Below are 19963 nucleotides of genomic sequence, written 5' to 3'. Positions count from 1 at the left end.
AATGGCAAATATAAAATATAAAGTGTGTGTGTTAACGCTTACCTATGCAAATAGGTGGCAATTTTTGGAGCAGGTACTAAAACGTGTGCTGTTATTTGCCCCGGTAACACAGGTAGTGATAGTGAATAATGCCGCGCTTTATAACGTAGAAGAATACGCTGGCCAATTGAACGATAACCGTATAACAGTGCTAAACAATGCCGAAAACCAGGGTTCGGCTGGTGGCTATAAACAAGCTATTGAATACGCTTATCAGCAAACAGATGCCGATATGGTTTGGCTGTTGGATGATGATAATTTACCCGATGTTAACGCGCTGGATGTTCTGCTCCAAAACTGGGAGCAAACCGAAGGTGTCAATGATCAAAAAGCACTCTATTGCCTGCGCGAAGACAGGCCGCCCCATGTAAAAATAGCCCGGGGGCAGGATCCCGGCCGGTATTACCTGGTGCCCAATAATTTTATGGGCTTCAGCATATTCAACATTTTAAAAAACCGTTTATCAAAAACACGTGATCAATTTTTGGGCACTTCTGCATACCTGGCTAAAGCGGCTATGCCTTATGTGCCATATGGTGGTTTATTGATGCACAGGGCCATGATCAGGCTGATCGGTTTTCCCGACGAAAAGTTTTATTTATACGTAGACGATTCGGAGTATACCTATCGTATCACTAAAAACGGCGGAACGATATGGCTCATCCCGGAATGCAAGGTGGTCGACATTGATCAATCACAAGGTTTAACTTATCAACCCAAAGCCTTTCACTCGCATTTGCTCGATCAATGGAGCTTCCGTACCTATTACGCCGTCAGGAACCGGATGTATTTTTACTCGCGCAACGCGATGAATTCGGCTTTGATCTTTGGGGTGAACAAAAATTTATACCTGGCTTATTTGTGGATAATCAGCATCCTGAGCTCCAAACGGCAGGAGTACCGGAAATTTTTAACGGCTGTGAATGATGGGCTTAAAGGCATCATGGGTAAGGCGGAGTCTGGGAAGTGGTGAATCTCTCCACGCGTCATTGCGAGGTACGAAGCAATCTCTATGCTATACAGAGTGACTCTGCTTATTGGGGATTGCTTCGTCGTTCCTCAATGATGCATGGCGAAAATAAAAGCCCCTCTATGCGCGAAGCGGAGAGAGGGGTGACGAGCGCAGCGATGTCGGGTGAGTCGATACCGCGTTCCATGCTCACATTTAAAAACGCAGATATTTTTAATTAACTCAAAAATTTTACCTGCTTAAAAACATAAACATTAAAGTGATAGTTTTACATTCGTAAACTCATGCAGGAATCAATTATTGGCGGAAACTATAAAACCGCGTACGATCAGTTTTATCAAAAGCACGACGAGGCCTGGCGTATGCTCAGTGCCAAATACAAGGCGCAGCATATCATAGAGGTTTGCCGCGGACTTTCTTTTACCAAAGTGCTGGAAGTAGGCGCTGGCGATGGCAGTATCCTCAAGATACTATCAGATAATAACTTCGCCTCCGAGTACCACGCTGTTGAAATATCGGGCAGTGGGGTGGAGTATATACAGTCGCGCGGTATTAAAGGACTTGCATCAGCACAGGTATTTGACGGCTATAAACTACCTTTTGAAGATGATAGCTTTGATCTGGTGATCCTGTCACATGTACTGGAACATGTTGAGCATGAGCGCCTGCTGCTGCGCGAATTACGGCGCGTGGGCAAACAATGTGTTATTGAAGTGCCCCGTGATTATAAAACCGGGGTGGATACCCGTATCAAACATTTTTTGGCTTACGGTCATATCAACGTGTATACGCCAACATCGCTGCGCTATCTGTTGCGTACCGAGGGTTTTGAGATCGAAAGCGACCTGACATCGATGATTGAGCCAGAAGTGACCCGCTTTAATGCTTACGTGAACCAAAAGAAAGCGAAAAGCTTTGTAAAGGATCTGAAGATAGCGGCGGAGTTTACCGTGAAACAAAGCCTGGGAAAAATTTTTGGAAAAAAAATAACTGAACAATTTGCCAACGCTTATACCGTTTTGTGTAAGAAAGCCAGTAATCAACCCGAATTATTCTGATAAACATAGCAGTGAGTTGTGAGTAGTGAATGATGAGTATTTTAAGCTTTTATAAAAAAGAAATGCAGTTGTTTTGACAACTAATTATACTATTTACCACTCACTACTCACCACTCACTACCCAACTAAATAACTATGCAGCAGCTTGCCCCTATAGCTTTATTTGTATATAACCGGCCCGATCATACGCGCCGTACATTGATCCATTTGCAAAAAAATGTGCTGGCAGAGGAATCGAGATTATACATTTTTTGCGATGCCGCCAAAACCGATGCCGACCGCGACAAGGTAGAGCAGGTAAGGCAGATAGCCCGCGAAACTACCGGATTTAAATCAGTAAAAGTTATTGAGCGCGACCATAACCTGGGTCTGGCCGAATCTATCATCAGCGGGGTAACGCAATTGGTGTATGAGTATGGCAAAGTGATCGTTTTTGAGGATGATCTGTTGTCATCGCCCTATACGCTCGAATATTTTAACGAAGCACTAACCTATTATGCCAATCAGGAAAAAGTGATGCATATAGGCGCTTACATGTACAATCTGAAAGATAAGGACCTGCCCGAATCGTTCTTTTACCGGGCGGCCAGCAGTTGGGGCTGGGCAACCTGGGCTCGTGCCTGGAACCATTTTGAACCGGATATTGACAAGCTGATAGCCCAGTTTGATACGCTCAGCATCATCCGTTTTTCGATAGAAGGGAAGATGAACTTTTGGCGGCAGGTGCAGGAGTTTAAAGCCGGTAAAAATAATTCATGGGCCATCCGCTGGTATGCCTCCATCTTTTTACGGGGCGGACTTACACTTAACCCTTCGCGCTCGCTCATCAACAATATCGGGCACGATGGCACCGGCGTACACTCCAACCGCGAAAACATGTACGATGTGCACATCTCGCAGCAACCCGTTAAAGAGTTCCCCGATGTAATCGAGGAAAACGAAAAAGCGTACCAGGCCATCAAACATTTTCTGGCCCACCGCAAAGGCAACCTGTTTAAACGGATGGTGAGGTTTGTGCGGCAAAGGGTGAGCCCCCCGGCCCCCTGAAGCTGGAGTGTGCGACTCTGTATTGATTTTCAGTAATTTGATGTTGTTCGATTTGAATATTCATCCTATTATTATGTAAGTTTGAGTATGACTTTTCAGCCTTCCCGACCAAATCGACAGACTAAGCCCTTCACCGAAGCTCAGAAAAAAGATGCTCTTAAAGCAATTGTTGATACTGTAAAAGATACAGAAGATTTAAAAAGATCGGTGTTTGAAAGGTTGGATGACACGATGGTTCGAATATTAAGCTCTGGGATTACCTTTACATATTATTTATTGTCACTCACAGCCGCATGTATAGCTTTTGCAATATCATTGACCGTCAAGGAAAAGTTTTTGGCAATTGATATTTTTATAATTGTTGCTTTAATAAGTTGGGTTATTTCTTTTATGTATAGTTTACAAAGCTTGCAAAGAGATAACAGCATATTTCAATTACTATATCATTGGGGAAATTACTAAGGCCAAAACAATTATAGAATCGCAAAAGAAAAAAGTTGATGAATTGGTTGAGGAAGTTGGTAAAAAAGAAAAGAAACCAATGATATTTTTCTTAATTGGAATTTTGTTTTTTATAGTTTGGTATGTATTTAAAATTATAACTAATTAATTCCCCGTCTGCTTAGGGTCTCCTGAAAGGGACCCTGAGGCTATCTCCCCCAATTTTATCCCATCAAAAAAATCAGTATATTTGTTTACACTACGGCCCGGTTATCCGATTAAAAAAGGATAATCGGGCTGTTTTGTTAAAGGAAAAAAGGAAGCAAAAAACCAATCGTTTGGTATGTTTTATTTGACGATCAATAAATTAATACTTTTTAAAGTTTTTAAAACACGTCAAAACCAGGATAAAATTTGTTAAAAAGTGTTAAAATGAGGCGTTTTAAATCAGTTTTCGATTGTTTTTCCCCGTTTTTAGGCAGAAAAGTGTTAAAATTTAAGGTTTAAAAAGTTTTTACAGAGAAGGTCGGGAAGAAAATGTTAAAAGGCGGGTCGCCCAGAAATCCCATAGAAAACAAAACGAGTTTTTAGAGCTGACCGGTATTTGGGTTCGGTCCGAATAAATGTATTTTTGGAACATGTTAAAAGTAGTGCATCTGAATACCTATGATGGCAATGGCGGCGCAGGCCGGGCCTGTATGCGCCTAAACCGGGCACTGCTCAGCCAAAATGTCGATTCAAAGGTTATTGTTCACTATAAGTTTGGGAAAAATACGCAGGTAGGTACTTTTAATAGTAATCCGATACAAAAGGCCTATACCGCGGCTACTATAATCCTGGAGCGGATATTGGCCAAAAGGTACCTGAAACCTTTATCACGCACACCCTTTTCATTTACCTGGTTCGGGCGGTCGGTTATCCACCATCCCGAGGTGAAAAACGCCGATATTATACACTTGCACTGGATAAATCACGGTTTCCTGGACCCAAAACATATAGCCGAAATAGCCAGGCTAAACAAACCCGTGGTATGGACCTTCCATGATAGTAATACCTTTACAGGTGGCTGCCATGTACGCTATGCCTGCGATCATTATATGCGAGCATGCGGTAATTGTCCCTTGCTGATTAACGCTGGAGACAACGATATTTCGCACAAAATATGGCTGCAAAAGCGCACGGCTTATGATATGCTTGATTTTGCCATAGCCGCCCCAAGTACCTGGATGCAGGCATCGGTAAAAAATAGCAGCCTGATGCAGGGTAAGGCGGTAAATCATATCCCTAATACGCTGGAGACTGATATTTTTAAGCCTGCTGATAAAAAGCAGGCTAAACAAAAAGCCGGGCTGCCAACAGATAAATTTATTTTCCTGAGTGGTTTTATGCCCTCCCGGAAAGATCTGCACAAGGGCACTCAATACCTGCTGGATAGTCTGGAACTGCTGAAACAGCGTTTGGGCGCAAATGCCGACAAGGTAGAGCTGGTGATATTTGGCAACCGCGGGACAGAAGGCATGCCTGATTTTCCATTCAAAACCAGCTTTTTGGGCACTATCAATAACGATGAGCAACTGGCGCAATACTATGCCGCTGCCGATGCCTTCCTGATCCCGTCACTGGAAGACAACCTGCCTTATACCGTAATGGAAAGCCTGGCCTGCGGAACGCCTGTAATAGCGTTTACAACCGGAGGAATACCAGATATGGTACTGCATGAATACAATGGCTACCTGGCCGCTTATAAGTCGGCAGAGAGCTTTACTGATGGGATGGAGTGGATCATTAAACATCCGGAGCAGGAATTGATACAGCAGCAAGCCCGGCAAACGATCATGGATGTCTTTTCGGAAGAAGTTATCGCTCAAAAGCATATCGAACTTTACGAAAACCTGTTGCAAAAGAAGAAGTCCAATGTTTAAGCCAAAGCTAAGCGTAATCACTATAGTATATAATAATGTACGTGATATTGAGCGTACTATGCTTTCGGTTTTGGGGCAAACCTATACGAATATAGAGTACATTATTGTTGATGGCTTATCCAATGATGGTACGCTGGAGGTGATCAGTAAATATCGCGATCGCATCAGTAAACTCATAAGTGAAAAAGATAAAGGTATATATGATGCCATGAACAAAGGCTTGGCCATAGCCACAGGCGATTATGTGATCTTTATGAACTCCGGCGATGAGTTTTATGCCCCTGATACCGTGACCGCCGTTTTTGCCTCGGCAGAAGATGCAGATATTTATTACGGCGAAACCGAGATGATTGATGATAGCGGACAAAATCTTGGGCAACGAAGGCACCAGGCTCCCGTGGCATTTACCTGGCGCGATTTTAAATATGGCATGAGCATCAGTCACCAGGCTATCTACCTCAGGCGTAGTTTAACCGAACCATATGATAACCGTTATCACCTCAGCGCCGATATTGACTGGATCATCCGGGCAGCCAAAAAGGCTAAAAAAATAGTGAATGTGAACAGGTATGTAGCTAAATACCTGGTAGGGGGAATGTCGAAAAAAAGGCATCGCCAAAGCCTGCAGGAACGTTTTGATATTATGAAACGGTACTATGGATTGATCCCGACTGTCTTTAATCATTTTGTAATAGCCTTTAACCTGGGCTGGTATTGGCTCAAAAACAAACGTACAAACGATTAACCATGCTTTTTAACGCATAAAAAAAGCGATGGATCTTAAATCCATCGCTCTTCATTAATATAGTTGAGCCTTATGCTTTTTTGGCGATTGGCTTAACTGCAGGTTTCTTTTTGGTTTCGGTATAAATGGCACCACCCAGGGCCAGCACCAGCAGGATGGATCCTGCCAGAGAAATATTTTCACCGGCATAATAAGAGGTTGGGTGAAATATAAACTCGATCGTATGATTACCAATCGGTATCTGCGCTGCACGTAAAAGATAATCAGCGCGGAAGTATGGTTTTTCAACTTTATCAATTAACATTTTCCAGCCTTTGTCATAATACACTTCGGAGAAAACAGCAATCTGTGACACAGGTGAACTGCTTTCATATACCAGATGTTCTGGCTTATAGCTTACCAGTTTAATAGTTGCCGAAGGACTGTTCCCTAATGATTTTTCATCTATTATGCTTTTATACTGTTTATCAACTATAGCTTCATCTTTAGGAGAAAAACTGCTGATCGCCTGCATTTCCTGATCGGCGTTTTCAGCATATTTGATGCTCTTAACAAACCAGGCATTGCCACAGGCGGTTGGGTTAGCCTGCATGCTTGCATTACCTGTTTTAGGATCAGCGGTAATGATGTATTTGGTGTTCAGCATATCCAAAACATCCTGATTTACGCTCTTTGTAAATTGATTTTGAATCAACTCGTCAAAGCGTCTTAACCGGGCTGAATGGAATCCGCCTACCGTTTTGTAGAAGTAAGAGGAATGGGAATCATGGAAAGGATCTCCATAGCTCATATCAAATACCCTGAAGTTCGGATCAGGATCTTTCATAATAAATTGATCAACCTCGCGAGGTGTATATTGTTGTTCCAGATCAGACTTTGATACAAAGTTGCTGTCTTTTAGGTAACGTTTATCAACACCCCACATATCAAACAATACAATAGCCGCCAAAGCCAAAGCAGCCATATTTGTTTTGATTTTTTGTTTGATAAGCAGCCATAGCAGGCCGGCAGTTAGTAATACAAAGATTAGTGAACGTATAGCGTCGGCGCGTTCCAGGCTTATCCTGTCGTCAACAAAATCATTTGCAATGGAATTAGCCAAAGCGGTATTACCTTTAAATATCTGGGTCAAGTTATTGACAAAGGCTAAGTGGTCATCTGCCTTAAAGCTTAATATAACATCAGGAATAGCTATCATAATCAGGAGTAGTCCTCCGGTTATGTAAAAAGCTATTTTGCCGCGTTTAAGAATAAAAGCTTTATCTGTGTTAGTTATAATTTCATTGATAGCCAGTAAGGCAAGTATCGGAAAGCAAAGCGCGGCTATAACCAACGTTGACTCAACCGCCCTGAACTTGTTGTACATTGGGACATAGTTGAAGAAAAAGTCGGAAAGGAAAGGAAGGTTTTTACCGAATGACAAAAACATACTTAATAAAACGGCACTTAGTAACCACCATTTTATTCGATTTTTAACGATAAGGAGACCTAAGATAAATAAAAAACATACAGCGGCACCAAAGTACCATGGACCGAATGTGCTTGGTTTATTACCATAGTATAATTGCTGTGATGCAAAACCGCGCGCCTGTTCCGGATCAACTCCATTATCAGTAAGTGCCTTTACCACTTTAGAGTCATCTGCTGCAACAGTACTACTGCCACCACCATAGGCATTGGGTATTAAGAAGGTAAGACATTCGCCTACGCTTTGACTCCAGGTGTAAGCATATTCTTTATCCAGACCATGATTCGGACCGGTTGTTCCTTTCTGTGTTAAATTGGCTTTCCCTCGGATGGTATATTGACTATACTCATAAGTCGTCCATAAAATACTCGCGTTTACTGCAATTGCCAAAACGATGCCTATTACCAAATAACCTATAGATTTTAAAAAAGGTTGAAGCTTTTTATCTTTTATGGCATGATAAAGCTCCATGCCCAATAATATAGCAACGGTTAACAGTAGATAATACGTCATTTGCACGTGATTGCTCCTGATTTCCATCGCAAGAGAAAATGCCGTTATGGAAGCTCCTAACAGATGCTTTCCTCTTAATGTTAAAATTATACCTGCAAGTATGGGGGCAAAAAAGGCAATAGCATAAGCTTGATTAGAGTGCCCTGCAGTAATATAAATGAAGTTATATGATGAAAAAGCAAATGCAATGGCACCGGCAGCTGCCAGCCATGGAGAGAGACGTAAAACGCTAAATAGTAAATAAGCGCCTAAGAGATATAGCAAAACAGTATCTACAGGATTAGGAAACACCGCCTTTAAAATATCGATCACATGCGATGTGATGTTTGAGGGGAATGATGCCCATATCTGGTAAGCAGGCATACCTCCAAACATTTGATTTGTCCATAAAGGTGCATGTCCGGTTGCTGCCCTAACATCGTTAATCTCCTTTTGCATGGATTGCGCCTGAGATACATCGCTCTGAAACAATACTTTGCCCTGTATTATAGGACTAAAGAAATAAGCATAGGAAATTACTAAAAGAATTGCTACAATAATGAAGTGAACACTATTACGCTTAAACCAGTTGTTCATTTAAGTTTTTTGAAATGGATAATATATATTCCTCAAAAATAGAAATTTGAATGACAATTGAGATATATTTCGGAATTCGGAGGTTCGATTTTGGATTTCGGAAAATTTGATGATTTGAAAATCAAAAAAGAAGGTTGTTACCACCTCACGTCAAATCCGAAATTGAACATTCGAAATCCGAAATCAAGAATTAGCAGGTAAGCTCGCGGCTGCGCAGCAGGATAAACAGCAATATCATGCCAGCAAGGCTCACCACATAGGCTATTACCTGTGCTTTGCCATAGTCTTCCCGATTTTTGCGTATACTGAAAAAGTTATAGAGGGCAAGGGCGCCTAAAGTCACCCAAAAAAATGTGCCGATCCTGGCGCAGTCAGCAAATAATTGCAAGGCAACGGTGAACACAATGTAATTGGCCACTATAAGTATAACAGACTCGGAGGTGTTGTTATGATTTGGGCGTCTTTTGTATACTTCTTCTGGCAGCATATAGTTTATTTCACTTCTTCGTAATCAACAAACTCGCCTTCAGAATCGGGCACGGTACCCCTTTTTCCCTGCGGGATATAATCAACCTTGATAGCACCATCCGGGCGCCTGGTAGATTGACGTTGCTGTTGCTGAGCTTGTTGTTGAGCCTTATTGACCACACTTTCGAAAAGAAAAGGTAGCAGGTACCGTACTAAACTGCGTATGATATATAGTATACAAATTGATATGAGTAGAAAACGAATTAAAAGCATCACATTAATTTTTAGCTTACAAATATAAGTTATATAACGTAAAAATTGTTTTAATATGATTGGGGATAGATGTGCAAATGTGCGGATTACAGATGTGCAGATGAAAAATCTACTTTTTGATGATACTCATTTGCATATGGATAGATGTGCAGATGTGCGGATTACAGATGTGCAGATAAAAATCTACTTTTTGATGATACTCATTTGCATATCTGCACATCTGTAATCCGCACATTTAAAATTTCTCTTCCATCATTTTTTCTAAGGCAAACATTTCATCGCGGAGCTTGGCGGCCAGTAAAAAGTCCATATCCTTGGCTGCGGCGAGCATATCTTTTTTGGTATTGTCGATTGATTTTTTCAGATCGGCTTTGGTCATGTATTGCACTATCGGATCGGCAGCCAGTGAAACGGAATCAGCTTCCACATAGGCTTTTTGTACTCCACCCTGAAAATCTACAACAGAGGTTTGCTCCATGATCTCCTCGCGCGATTTACCAACCGTTGTTGGTGTTATACCATGCGCTGTATTGTAGGCTATCTGTATATCACGTCGGCGATTAGTCTCGTCCATCGTGATCTGCATGGAATCGGTGATCTTATCGGCGTACATGATCACCCTGCCGCGGTCATTACGGGCGGCGCGACCAATGGTTTGTATCAATGAACGTTCAGACCGAAGGAAACCTTCCTTATCAGCATCCAGAATAGCTACCAGGGATACTTCCGGCAAATCAAGCCCTTCACGCAACAAATTGATGCCTATCAGCACATCAAATTCGCCCAATCGTAAACCCCTTAGTATCTCTACCCTTTGCAGGGTTTTCACTTCGGAGTGGATGTAGCGGCACTTGATACCCAGGCGGTCCATATATTTGGCCAGTTCCTCGGCCATCCGTTTGGTGAGCGTGGTCACCAGTACACGGTCTCCGGCTTTGATAGTTTTATCCACCTCATCCAGCAGGTCGTCTACCTGGTTGATCACCGGCCGGACATCAATAACCGGGTCAAGCAAACCGGTAGGGCGTATTACCTGCTCTACCACTACACCGCCCGATTTTTCCAGTTCAAAATCGCCGGGAGTAGCACTCACATAAATAGTTTGCGGAGCCAGTTTTTCAAACTCCTGGAAATTCAGCGGACGGTTATCCAATGCGGCAGGCAGACGGAAACCATAATCTACCAGTGATATTTTGCGTGACCGGTCACCTCCATACATAGCCCTGATCTGCGGAACGGTTACGTGACTTTCATCAATCACCATCAGGTAATCATCCGGGAAATAATCCAGCAGGCAGAAAGGGCGTGCACCAGGCTGTCTCCCGTCAAAAAATCGAGAATAGTTCTCGATACCAGAGCAATAACCCAGTTCGCGGATCATTTCCAGGTCGTAGTTCACCCTTTCTTCCAGTCGTTTGGCCTCCAGGAAACGGCCATCCTCAATAAATTGCTTTTTGCGGGTTTCCAGTTCTTCCTGTATAGCCCAGATAGATTGGGTAAAACGCTCACGAGGTGCAACATACAGGTTAGCAGGGTATACGACCATGTGGGTCATTTTTTCAACTGTCTTGCCGGTAGTTACATCAAAAGTGCTGAGCTCTTCAATGTCATCGCCAAAAAAGGAAATGCGGTAAGCATAATCCAGGTAAGCCGGAAAAATATCAACTGTATCACCCTTTACCCTAAAAGTACCACGCTTAAAATCGGCTGTGGTGCGGGCATACAGTATCTCGACCAGGCGATGCAAGAACGCATTGCGACTAATGCGCGTACCTACCGCGAACTTGAAAACAGAGTCGGCAAAGTCATCGGGGTTACCCATACCATAGATGCAAGATATGGACGATACCACGATCACATCCCTGCGGCCCGACATTAAGGCCGAGGTAGTCCGCAAGCGTAATTTCTCTATCTCTTCGTTTATTTGGAGGTCTTTTTCAATGTACGTATTGGTGGTGGGTATAAAGGCTTCGGGCTGATAATAATCATAGTATGATACAAAATAGTTCACCGCGTTTTCCGGGAAAAACTGTTTGAACTCGCCGTATAGCTGTGCAGCCAGTGTTTTATTATGGCTCAGGATCAGTGTAGGCTTTTGCGTTTGCTGTATTACGTTAGCGATAGAAAATGTTTTACCCGATCCGGTAACACCCAGCAGGGTTTGAAAAGGATCGCCATTATTTACACCTTCAACCAGTTGTCTGATAGCTTCGGGCTGATCGCCGGTGGGGAAGTATTGGGAAGTTAAATTAAAATCCATGTTGTTATGTAAAAATACAAATATTCCTGCAATAGGTTTTGCAATTCAAAATAAGTGCAGGATAATGACAACCGTATGTCAGCAGATTTTAGGTATTTCAAAAATCTTCACGATGTTCCGGATTATTTTTTCACCAGGTTTTTAACCTGGTAAAAACAAAACTTGCAAAATTCAAACTGGATGCTTTGCTTAAATGACTTTTTAAACCTCTATTTTAACACTTTTCTGCTCAAAACCAGGGTGAAAATCGCCTAAAACTGCTCAGAAACTCATTCAAAACCATCGATTTTAACACTTTTTAACAAATTTTTGATGGGTTTTGAAAACTTTAAAAAGTATTAATTTATTGGTGTTCAAATAACTGCACGTCAAACGGTTGTTTTTAGATTGTTTTATTCCTTTAACGAAACAGCCCTGCTTACAATTTTCAAAGTAAGCAGGGCTGGTCTGTGATATACTTAAAGATACAAAAAATATGACATACAAAAAAGCGTCATAGCGAGGTACGAAGCAATCTCTAAGCTATACAGAGTGGCTCTGCCTATCGGGGATTGCTTCGTACCTCGCAATGACGCGTGGGGAGGTTTTTTCCTCACCCTCTTTCCGCCGCAGGCGAAGAGAGGGTCGTCCAGCGAAGCGCAGACGGGGTGAGTCATCTGCGGCTTACAATTAACTTGTCAACCCTATCCGCTTTGCCCGCTCAAACATACTCAGGCGTTTCATTTGTTCTTCCACTTCACTTATGGCCAGCAACAGGTTGTTTTGTGTGGTTGTAAGTTCTGTTAAAGCCGCTATCATCACCTCCCAAACGGGTTTCATTTGTTCAATTAATTCCTGGCCTTTGGCAGTGAGTTGGATCAGGCGTTTCCTTTCATCAGCCTTATCTTTTTTGGAGCGGATCAGCTTTACTTTTTCCAATTCCTTCAGCAGACTGATAGTAGAAGGGTGGGTGTAGCCAATTTCGCTGGCAATTTCCACCACGCTCAAAACCGATCGTAAGTGCAGGGTATATATCACCGGGAACCATTTGGGTTCAAAATCAATACCGTTGGCTTTATATATAAGCACCCCGTCTTTACGTAACTGATCGCTAAGGCGCTGCAGCCTTGTGGCAATGGCTAAAATGCCCGATTCATCTATCACATTCATGTATAAACCTCGTGCTTAGTTTGTCAAATGTAAGCTATAAAACAAGGTATCGGTATTCATTACCGGAAACGATTCAGGCAATTCGGCCTTAGGCAGCCTGGTAAAACCGTTGCGTTCATAAAACCGGTGGGCTGCTTTCAATGCGTCAACCGTACCTAAATAAATATCGGTGATATTGTTCTGCCTGCAATAATTAATAAGTGTATCCAGCAACGACTGAGCTATACCTAACTCCTTGCCCCGGTATTCTTTGCGTACAAACATTTTGCGGATGGCGCCGCCATGGTTGTCAAAAGCAATTAAACCGATAGTACCTGCCAGCAGCCCATCGTGTTTGGCACCCCAGAAATTACCGCCGGTTTGATGATAGTTCGTTTCGATATCCAGCAGGTCGGGCTGTTGCTGAATGGTGATCGGTAATTTAAACTCAATTTGTTGTATCGATAAAATGATATCAATGATCTGATCGCAATAATCATTGTTCAAAGGTTCAATAATAGTATCTGTATTCATGGGAGTAAATTTATATACAAAACTACGTAGTTAACTACATATATCATAATTTAATTGTGAAAAAAACAAAATGCCAACGTTGGGAGTAGTTAATAAGTATGGTTCAAATTGGCACGCGGTGTTGACTCACCCTGTCATCGCTGCGCTTGACATCCCTCTCTTCGCCTTCGACGTAAAGAGGGTGTTTTAAAAAAAGATTTCCCCACCCTCTTTGCCGCAAAGCGGAAGAGAGGGTCGCCCAGCGAAGCGTAGGTGGGGTGAGTCGGCACCGCATGCTAACGGAATGAGACACGTTAATTTACTTGATACTCGTTTAAAAACATTAATTTTAAGCATGATCTTTATTCTCAATAAAACCAATACCATTGCCAACCAGTTTCTGGCCGAACTGCGTGATGCCGAAATCCAGCAGGATAAAGCGCGCTTTAGGTATAACCAGGAAAAACTGGGGCAGATACTGGCCTATGAGCTGAGTAAAACGCTTAAGTATGAAGTTAAAGAAGTGCAGACCTCATTGGGGACGGCCACGGTAAGTGTACCGGTTGATCAGCCGGTGCTGGGAACTATTCTGCGTGCCGGTTTGCCCTTTCATCAGGGCTTTGTAAATTATTTTGATCAATCGGCATCGGCATTTATTACCGCTTATCGGAAAGTGAAACGTACCGGCGATTTTGTGATCCAGGTTGATCATATTTCCACCCCAAACCTTGATGATAAAATATTTATCCTCTGTGATACCATGCTGGCCACCGGGCAAAGTATCGTGGTAGTATGTAAGGAACTCATGGCCCAGTACAAAATAAAAGAACTGCATATAGCCGCAGTGATTGCCAGTACCGAAGGCGTGGCGCATGTACGGGCAAACCTGCCTAAAGCAAAATTATGGCTCTGTGCCATTGATGATGAAATGACCAGCAAAGCATACATCGTACCCGGCCTGGGTGATGCCGGTGATTTGGCTTTTGGAGAAAAAGCGTAATTGATATCGGATTTGGGATGTTCAATTTCGGATTTATTTTGATTTCAGATTTAGAAAGGGAATAGTTTAATTTTGCCTTCAATATTAATAAAGCACGCGTCATTGCTGTAAGGTAAGCACCCCCTCTAAATCTCCCCAAAGGGGGAGACTTCAAGAAAGAGTTTTAAAGCCCTCTCCTTTGGAGAGGGTTGGGTGAGGTCTTGCTTCGTACCTCGCAATGACGGAGTGGCAAAATACTTAGTGAGTATATGAAATCCGAAATCGAACATCCCAATTCCGAAATAAAATACAAACACATCTTCTTTGATCTCGACCATACCATCTGGGATTTTGATAAAAACGCGGAAGAAACGCTGCATGAACTTTTTATACTGCATCGTTTAAAGGAGATCGGTTTACCATCGGCCGATCTGTTCATCGAAACTTATACCCGTAATAACCATGAGCTTTGGGCTCAATACCATACAGGAGTTATCACCAAAGAAGAGTTGCGTAATGCCCGCTTCAAAAAAACTTTTATACAACTTGGTCTGCACCCTGATTTGATTCCAGCCGATTTTGAGGACGCGTATGTACGGCTTTGTCCTACCAAAACCAACCTGTTTCCGCACGCGCACGAAACTTTACAGTATCTGCAGGGTAAATACACCTTGCACCTCATTTCCAATGGGTTTAAAGAGTCGCAGCAGTTAAAGATCTCAGGTACAAATCTCGGTGGATACTTTCAGCATATCATCGTATCTGAAGATGTAGGCGTTAATAAGCCTGATAAGGCCATATTTGAATACGCGGTAAACCTGGCCGGCACCACCAGGGCCGAAAGCGTAATGATAGGCGATAGTTTGGAAGCTGATATTTATGGCGCTTTGAATTATGGCATGGATGCCATCTACTTTAACCCCTTCAGCATCCTCAAACCCGCTGATGTACCCGTACAAATTACTCATTTAAAAGAGCTAACTTTATTGTTATGAGCATTGCCAAGGAGCTTAGGACTATTGAGACCGCGCTGGATAATTACCGCGAACGGCTGGATACTATCCCTGATGAACTGTTTGCCGAAACGCCGGCAGGTGGCGGCTGGTCTTCTGCAGAAGTTTACAGCCATGTAATGCAATCGGCCCTTCGCTCGTCCATAGCTATTGAACGTTGTGCGCACAGTAATTGTCCGCCCACAAAAAAAGGTTTGAGTTTGCAGGGGCATTTTACGCTGCTTTTTGGCTGTTTCCCACCCGTGAAAATCAAAATGCTGGATATCATGAATGTAGAAAAGATCAGTAAAGAGGATGCCCGCAACCTGATCATCAAATGCCGTAAACGGATAGATGATATTGCCCCCATTATAGCAAAGGCCCCACCCGATGTACGTTACGGGCACCCGCGTTTGGGTATGCTTAATGCCAAACAATGGTTTAAGTTTACCCGGATACATTTACTACACCATTTAAAACAGTTGGAGCGGATAAAAAGGAAATTTAATTAGCGCAGAGCTGACTACCGGCATCGCTGCGCTGGACCACCCTCTCTGCGGCTTCGCCGCAAAGAGGGTCAAGAAAAAAAGAATTAAAAACCCCTCTATGCGCGAAGCGGAGAGAGGAGTGACGAGCGCAGCGATGTCGGGGTGAGTCGATTTCGAAAGTAAATTTTCGTCCACTCTGGGTCTCCTGAAAGGGACCCAGAGGCTGCACGTAGGTCGACCAATAACTCAGGGTCCTCTGCGAGAGACCCTGAGTGGACAAAAATTTAATTAGCCGTAGAGTCGACTCACCGGTCTACGCTTTGCTGGACCACCTCTCTTCGCCTGCGGCGGAAAGAAGGTGGGAGAAAAAGAAAACCCCTCTATGCGCGAAGCGGAGAGAGGGGTGACAAGCGCAGCGATGTCGGGGTGAGTCGATTCAAAAAATAAATTTCACGCCGCGTGAAACCTTTTACATTTAACAGAGTCTTAACAGTAAGATAATTTAGTTTACCGACATTTGTTAAAATCATTTCACAATGAATTTTGAGTATGCGTATTTGGTTGTTATAAGTTTGCTGCTCCTGGTTGGAGCCTTCTATATCAGCCCTTATGAACTGAATGTTAATGAAGACGAAGACGACGAGTAATCGTTTGTTAAGCATTTCTACTATATATATTAACCGGCAGCACCTGCCGGATGAGCAATTAACCCCTTTATTTTAATGTCAAAACGCGAAGTTGATATCGTAGTAATATCTGACGTGCACCTGGGTACATACGGTTGTCATGCCAAAGAATTACTAAAGTATTTAAAAAGCATCAAGCCCAAAATGCTTATCCTTAATGGCGATATTATTGATATCTGGCAGTTTAGTAAATCGTACTGGCCCGAAGCCCATATGAAGGTGGTGCGCCGCATACTTAAATTTGTTACCGATGGCATACCGGTGCATTACCTCACCGGTAATCACGACGAAATGTTGCGTAAATTCACCGATTTTAATCTGGGATCGTTCCAGTTGCTCAATAAGATAGTACTCAATATTGATGGTAAAAAAGCCTGGATCTTTCATGGCGATATTTTTGACGTAACCATGCAGCACTCCAAATGGCTGGCCAAGCTGGGAGCTGTTGGGTATGACAGCCTTATCCTGATCAATAGTTTTGTGAACTGGTTTTTAACGACTTTGGGTCGTCAAAAAATGAGCTTTTCGCAAAAAGTAAAAGCCAGTTTTAAAGAGGCCGTAAAATTTATCAATCAGTTTGAACAAACAGCGGCCGACCTGGCTGTGGACAAAAATTACCAATATGTTATTTGCGGGCATATCCACCATGCCGAGATAAGGACTATCGAGAACACCGAAAAAACGGGTTCTGTGTTATACCTCAATTCGGGCGACTGGGTGGAGAGCCTTACTTCGCTGGAGTATTATAACGGCGATTGGAAAATATTTAAATATAACCCCGACGACTTTAAAACCGAGGTTGAAGATGATGACAAAACCGATGCCGAAGACCTTGACGCTAAATTGGATGTAAAAAGCTTACTCGAACGTTTTAAACAGGAACCGCATTAAGGCATTAGTATCAAGTAATTAGTATCAAGTATCAAGACCTTGCTTTTATACTCATGATCAGCTTTGTTATCAATGCTAAACATACGATCTTGATATTTGACACTAAAAATAGCAAAATCTTGATACTTGATACTCACTACTTGATACTAATCACTAAATTACCCGCCGTTATAAAAATATAATGTTTGAAACTGTAACAGAAATGGAGCATTTACCATCTCAGTTAAAGTTAAAACGCGCTTACTACAAATGAAAATACTTTTTGGCATACAGGGAACCGGTAACGGGCATATAAGCCGGGCTCGTGAAATTGTGCCTTTGCTACAACAATATGGTGAGGTTGACCTGCTAATCAGCGGTACCGAAGCCGAAGTTTCCTTATCGCAGCCTCTTAAATACCGTTTTCACGGTTTTAGCTTTGTGTTTGGCAAAAAAGGTGGTGTTGATAACTGGGCCACCTTTAAGATCATGAACCTGCCCCAGCTTTGGCGCGATATGCACAGCCTGCCGCTGAATCAGTACGATCTGATCATTAATGATTTTGAGCCGGTAAGTGCCTGGGCATGCCGCCTGCAAAAAGTACCGTCGGTATCATTAAGTCACCAGTGTTCCTTTGTTTCGCCCAAAACACCACGCCCCAAAAAGTGGAACTATGCCGAGTGGCTGTTCAAATATTATTCGCCAACCACGCATCATGTAGGCTTTCACTTTGAGCGTTACGACGATTTTATACATACACCAGTGATCAGGAGCGAGATCCGTGAAATGGAAACCGCCAACCTGGGGCATTATACCGTTTACCTGCCGGCTTATGACGATAAAACCCTGCTGAAGCATTTGAGCCAGACCGGGGCCCAATGGCAGATATTTTCAAAACGGCAGAAAACACCCTACCGCTCTGGCAATGTGGAGATTTTTCCGGTAAATAACGAGGCATTCAATAAAAGCCTGGCCAATTGCGAAGGTTTGCTTACCGGCGGAGGTTTTGAAGGCCCGGCCGAGGCCTTGTTCCTGAAAAAGAAAGTGCTCATGATCCCGATGAAAGGGCAATATGAGCAGCAATGCAACGCCCTGTCCGCATCAAAGCTGGGTGTACCGGTGGTTAATGAGATCAATGATAAGTTTGCCGTCCATCTTAATAACTGGATCCGGGACGATAAAAAAGTGATCGTCGATTTCCCCAACGAAACCGCCCAAATTGTTGACGACCTGGTAAAGCGGTATGCGAGAAGGTAGGTTTGGTGGGAGTAAGGATTTTTGGAACAAAGATTAAGGAAAAAAAGAAGAATCATGCCAATCGCGGTATTCAACTTATCAAGAGTCAAACATTTAGAAATCCTTACTCCAAAAAACCTTCCTCTTTGTTCCAAAATTTTTTGTTCTAAAAGTCCTTGTTCTTTGCTCCAAAAATCCTTGCTCCAAAATCCTTAATTTTACGCCGCAAACAGCGCCCTTATGATCAATCTTTTCAGAACTTTTAATCCATTCAACGCTTTATGGCTGGTTATCATATTGTTTTTGACGCGGGTGGGTTATTTGTTTCATGTTCCGGATAAGCTGGAGTTCATCTTTGTAGAGCCCTTCGCCCGCTTACTGATACCGGTAGCTTATGAATACGCGCTTTCTCCGGTTTTGAATATTTTTTTGGCAGCGGTACTGGTTTTTATACAGGCGCTGTTATTGAATTACCTTATCAACTTTCATAATTTGCTGGGCAAACCTACGTTTTTGCCGGCTTTAATGTACGTTACGCTTTCGGGTTTATTTGCCCCATTCCTGATACTAAGCGCCCCGTTGATCTGCAATTTCCTGTTGATATGGATGCTGTTTAAGCTGTTCAGCTTGTACAAGGGCGAGGACGCCAAATCAACCGTGTATGATCTGGGGATGATCGTGGCCCTGGGTTCGCTTATCTATTTTCCCTTTATTTATCTGTTTTTGTCCATTTGGATAGCGCTGGTGCTTTTTAAACCTTTCAATTGGCGCGAGTGGGTAGCCGGGTTATTAGGCTATGTTACGGTATTTTTCTTCCTGGCGGTTTTTTATTATCTGAATGATCGTATAAAAAAATTCGGTAATATCTGGCTGCCCTTAGGAACCAGGTTTCCAGATCATATCAGCATCAACTCCTATAATTACCTGCTGCTTATCCCGGTGATCCTGATTCTGGTGCTTTGCTTTTTTAAATTACAGCAAAACTTTTTTAAAAGTTACGTGCAAACGCGAAAATCGTTCCAGTTGTTATTTCTTATTTTGCTGATCGCCGCTTTTTCATTTTATGTAAACGCGGCATTCCGTTTAAATCACTTTTTACTCTGTCTGGCATCAGTTGCGGTGTTTTTTGCCTACTATTTTCTGTATGCTACACGCCGGTGGTTTTATGAAGGCCTGTTCTTATTGCTGTTAATCAGCATCATCTGGTTCCAGTTTGACCATCATTTGGGCTCTGTTTAACAAATTTTAACTTTTACATTCGTTCAAATTTCAACGGTTATATTAGTTTTGT

18 protein-coding genes are annotated in these 19963 nt (G+C 42.7%); 12 read left to right on the top strand and 6 right to left on the bottom strand.

Features of this window, described 5'->3' with window-relative positions:
• The first annotated feature begins 1 nt into the window (after position 1).
• From ACNURT_RS23720 to ACNURT_RS23695, 6 genes are all read left to right on the top strand, one after another.
• Positions 2 to 1012 (top strand): glycosyltransferase, encoded by a 1011-nt coding sequence (locus ACNURT_RS23720; protein ID WP_419699764.1) that lies wholly within the window; start codon positions 2 to 4, stop codon positions 1010 to 1012.
• A 281-nt stretch (positions 1013 to 1293) separates the two neighbouring features.
• Complete coding sequence (locus ACNURT_RS23715; protein ID WP_419699763.1) at positions 1294 to 2067, top strand: class I SAM-dependent methyltransferase; 774 nt, start codon at positions 1294 to 1296, stop codon at positions 2065 to 2067.
• 135 nt (positions 2068 to 2202) lie between these two features.
• Positions 2203 to 3114, top strand: a complete 912-nt coding sequence (locus ACNURT_RS23710) for a sugar transferase (RefSeq protein WP_419699762.1) — start codon at positions 2203 to 2205, stop codon at positions 3112 to 3114.
• An 87-nt stretch (positions 3115 to 3201) separates the two neighbouring features.
• Positions 3202 to 3576: a hypothetical protein gene (locus tag ACNURT_RS23705; RefSeq protein WP_419699761.1), complete on the top strand. Its 375-nt coding sequence runs from the start codon at positions 3202 to 3204 to the stop codon at positions 3574 to 3576.
• Positions 3577 to 4193: 617 nt separating this feature from the next.
• Positions 4194 to 5477 carry a glycosyltransferase gene (locus ACNURT_RS23700; protein ID WP_419699760.1) on the top strand — a complete coding sequence of 428 codons (1284 nt, stop codon included), beginning with the start codon at positions 4194 to 4196 and terminating at the stop codon, positions 5475 to 5477.
• Positions 5470 to 6222 carry a glycosyltransferase family 2 protein gene (locus ACNURT_RS23695; RefSeq protein ID WP_419699759.1) on the top strand — a complete coding sequence of 251 codons (753 nt, stop codon included), beginning with the start codon at positions 5470 to 5472 and terminating at the stop codon, positions 6220 to 6222. Before ACNURT_RS23700 ends, ACNURT_RS23695 begins: the two co-directional genes overlap by 8 nt.
• A 70-nt stretch (positions 6223 to 6292) precedes the next feature.
• Here ACNURT_RS23695 and ACNURT_RS23690 read toward each other — a convergent pair whose 3' ends face one another.
• The 6 genes from ACNURT_RS23690 to ACNURT_RS23665 form a co-directional block, all read right to left on the bottom strand.
• Positions 6293 to 8779: a hypothetical protein gene (locus ACNURT_RS23690; protein WP_419699758.1), complete on the bottom strand. Its 2487-nt coding sequence runs from the start codon at positions 8777 to 8779 to the stop codon at positions 6293 to 6295.
• Positions 8780 to 8969: 190 nt separating this feature from the next.
• Positions 8970 to 9266 (bottom strand): hypothetical protein, encoded by a 297-nt coding sequence (locus tag ACNURT_RS23685; protein WP_370996763.1) that lies wholly within the window; start codon positions 9264 to 9266, stop codon positions 8970 to 8972.
• A 5-nt stretch (positions 9267 to 9271) separates the two neighbouring features.
• Entirely contained in the window at positions 9272 to 9520 is a 249-nt protein-coding gene (locus ACNURT_RS23680; protein ID WP_076375620.1) for a hypothetical protein, read from the bottom strand.
• A 235-nt stretch (positions 9521 to 9755) separates the two neighbouring features.
• Positions 9756 to 11780 carry an excinuclease ABC subunit UvrB gene (uvrB, locus tag ACNURT_RS23675; RefSeq protein WP_419699757.1) on the bottom strand — a complete coding sequence of 675 codons (2025 nt, stop codon included), beginning with the start codon at positions 11778 to 11780 and terminating at the stop codon, positions 9756 to 9758.
• Between the two features lie 669 nt (positions 11781 to 12449).
• On the bottom strand, positions 12450 to 12929 hold the full coding sequence (locus ACNURT_RS23670; protein ID WP_419699756.1) for a MarR family winged helix-turn-helix transcriptional regulator: 480 nt from the start codon (positions 12927 to 12929) through the stop codon (positions 12450 to 12452).
• Between the two features lie 15 nt (positions 12930 to 12944).
• Positions 12945 to 13442, bottom strand: a complete 498-nt coding sequence (locus ACNURT_RS23665; RefSeq protein ID WP_419699755.1) for a GNAT family N-acetyltransferase — start codon at positions 13440 to 13442, stop codon at positions 12945 to 12947.
• A 334-nt stretch (positions 13443 to 13776) separates the two neighbouring features.
• Here ACNURT_RS23665 and upp point away from each other — a divergent pair, with 334 nt between their 5' ends.
• The 6 genes from upp to ACNURT_RS23635 all read left to right on the top strand — a co-directional run bounded on the left by upp (position 13777) and on the right by ACNURT_RS23635 (position 19911).
• Complete coding sequence (upp, locus tag ACNURT_RS23660) at positions 13777 to 14421, top strand: uracil phosphoribosyltransferase (protein WP_419699754.1); 645 nt, start codon at positions 13777 to 13779, stop codon at positions 14419 to 14421.
• Positions 14422 to 14669: 248 nt separating this feature from the next.
• Positions 14670 to 15395 carry a YjjG family noncanonical pyrimidine nucleotidase gene (locus ACNURT_RS23655; protein ID WP_419699753.1) on the top strand — a complete coding sequence of 242 codons (726 nt, stop codon included), beginning with the start codon at positions 14670 to 14672 and terminating at the stop codon, positions 15393 to 15395.
• Entirely contained in the window at positions 15392 to 15904 is a 513-nt protein-coding gene (locus tag ACNURT_RS23650) for a DinB family protein (RefSeq protein ID WP_419699752.1), read from the top strand. Before ACNURT_RS23655 ends, ACNURT_RS23650 begins: the two co-directional genes overlap by 4 nt.
• 698 nt (positions 15905 to 16602) lie before the next feature.
• A complete protein-coding gene (locus ACNURT_RS23645; protein ID WP_370996755.1) occupies positions 16603 to 17457 on the top strand; it encodes a UDP-2,3-diacylglucosamine diphosphatase in 855 nt (284 codons plus the stop codon).
• 249 nt (positions 17458 to 17706) lie between these two features.
• Complete coding sequence (locus tag ACNURT_RS23640) at positions 17707 to 18693, top strand: glycosyltransferase family protein (protein WP_419699751.1); 987 nt, start codon at positions 17707 to 17709, stop codon at positions 18691 to 18693.
• A gap of 219 nt (positions 18694 to 18912) precedes the next feature.
• Positions 18913 to 19911, top strand: a complete 999-nt coding sequence (locus ACNURT_RS23635; protein WP_419699750.1) for a DUF6427 family protein — start codon at positions 18913 to 18915, stop codon at positions 19909 to 19911.
• Positions 19912 to 19963 lie beyond the last annotated feature (52 nt).

It is taken from the genome of Mucilaginibacter sp. NFX135, assembly GCF_048565145.1.
Classification (GTDB): Bacteria; Bacteroidota; Bacteroidia; order Sphingobacteriales; family Sphingobacteriaceae; genus Mucilaginibacter.
The sequence above is the reverse complement of the archived record's forward strand: the minus strand, read 5'-3'. Positions and strand labels throughout refer to the sequence as shown.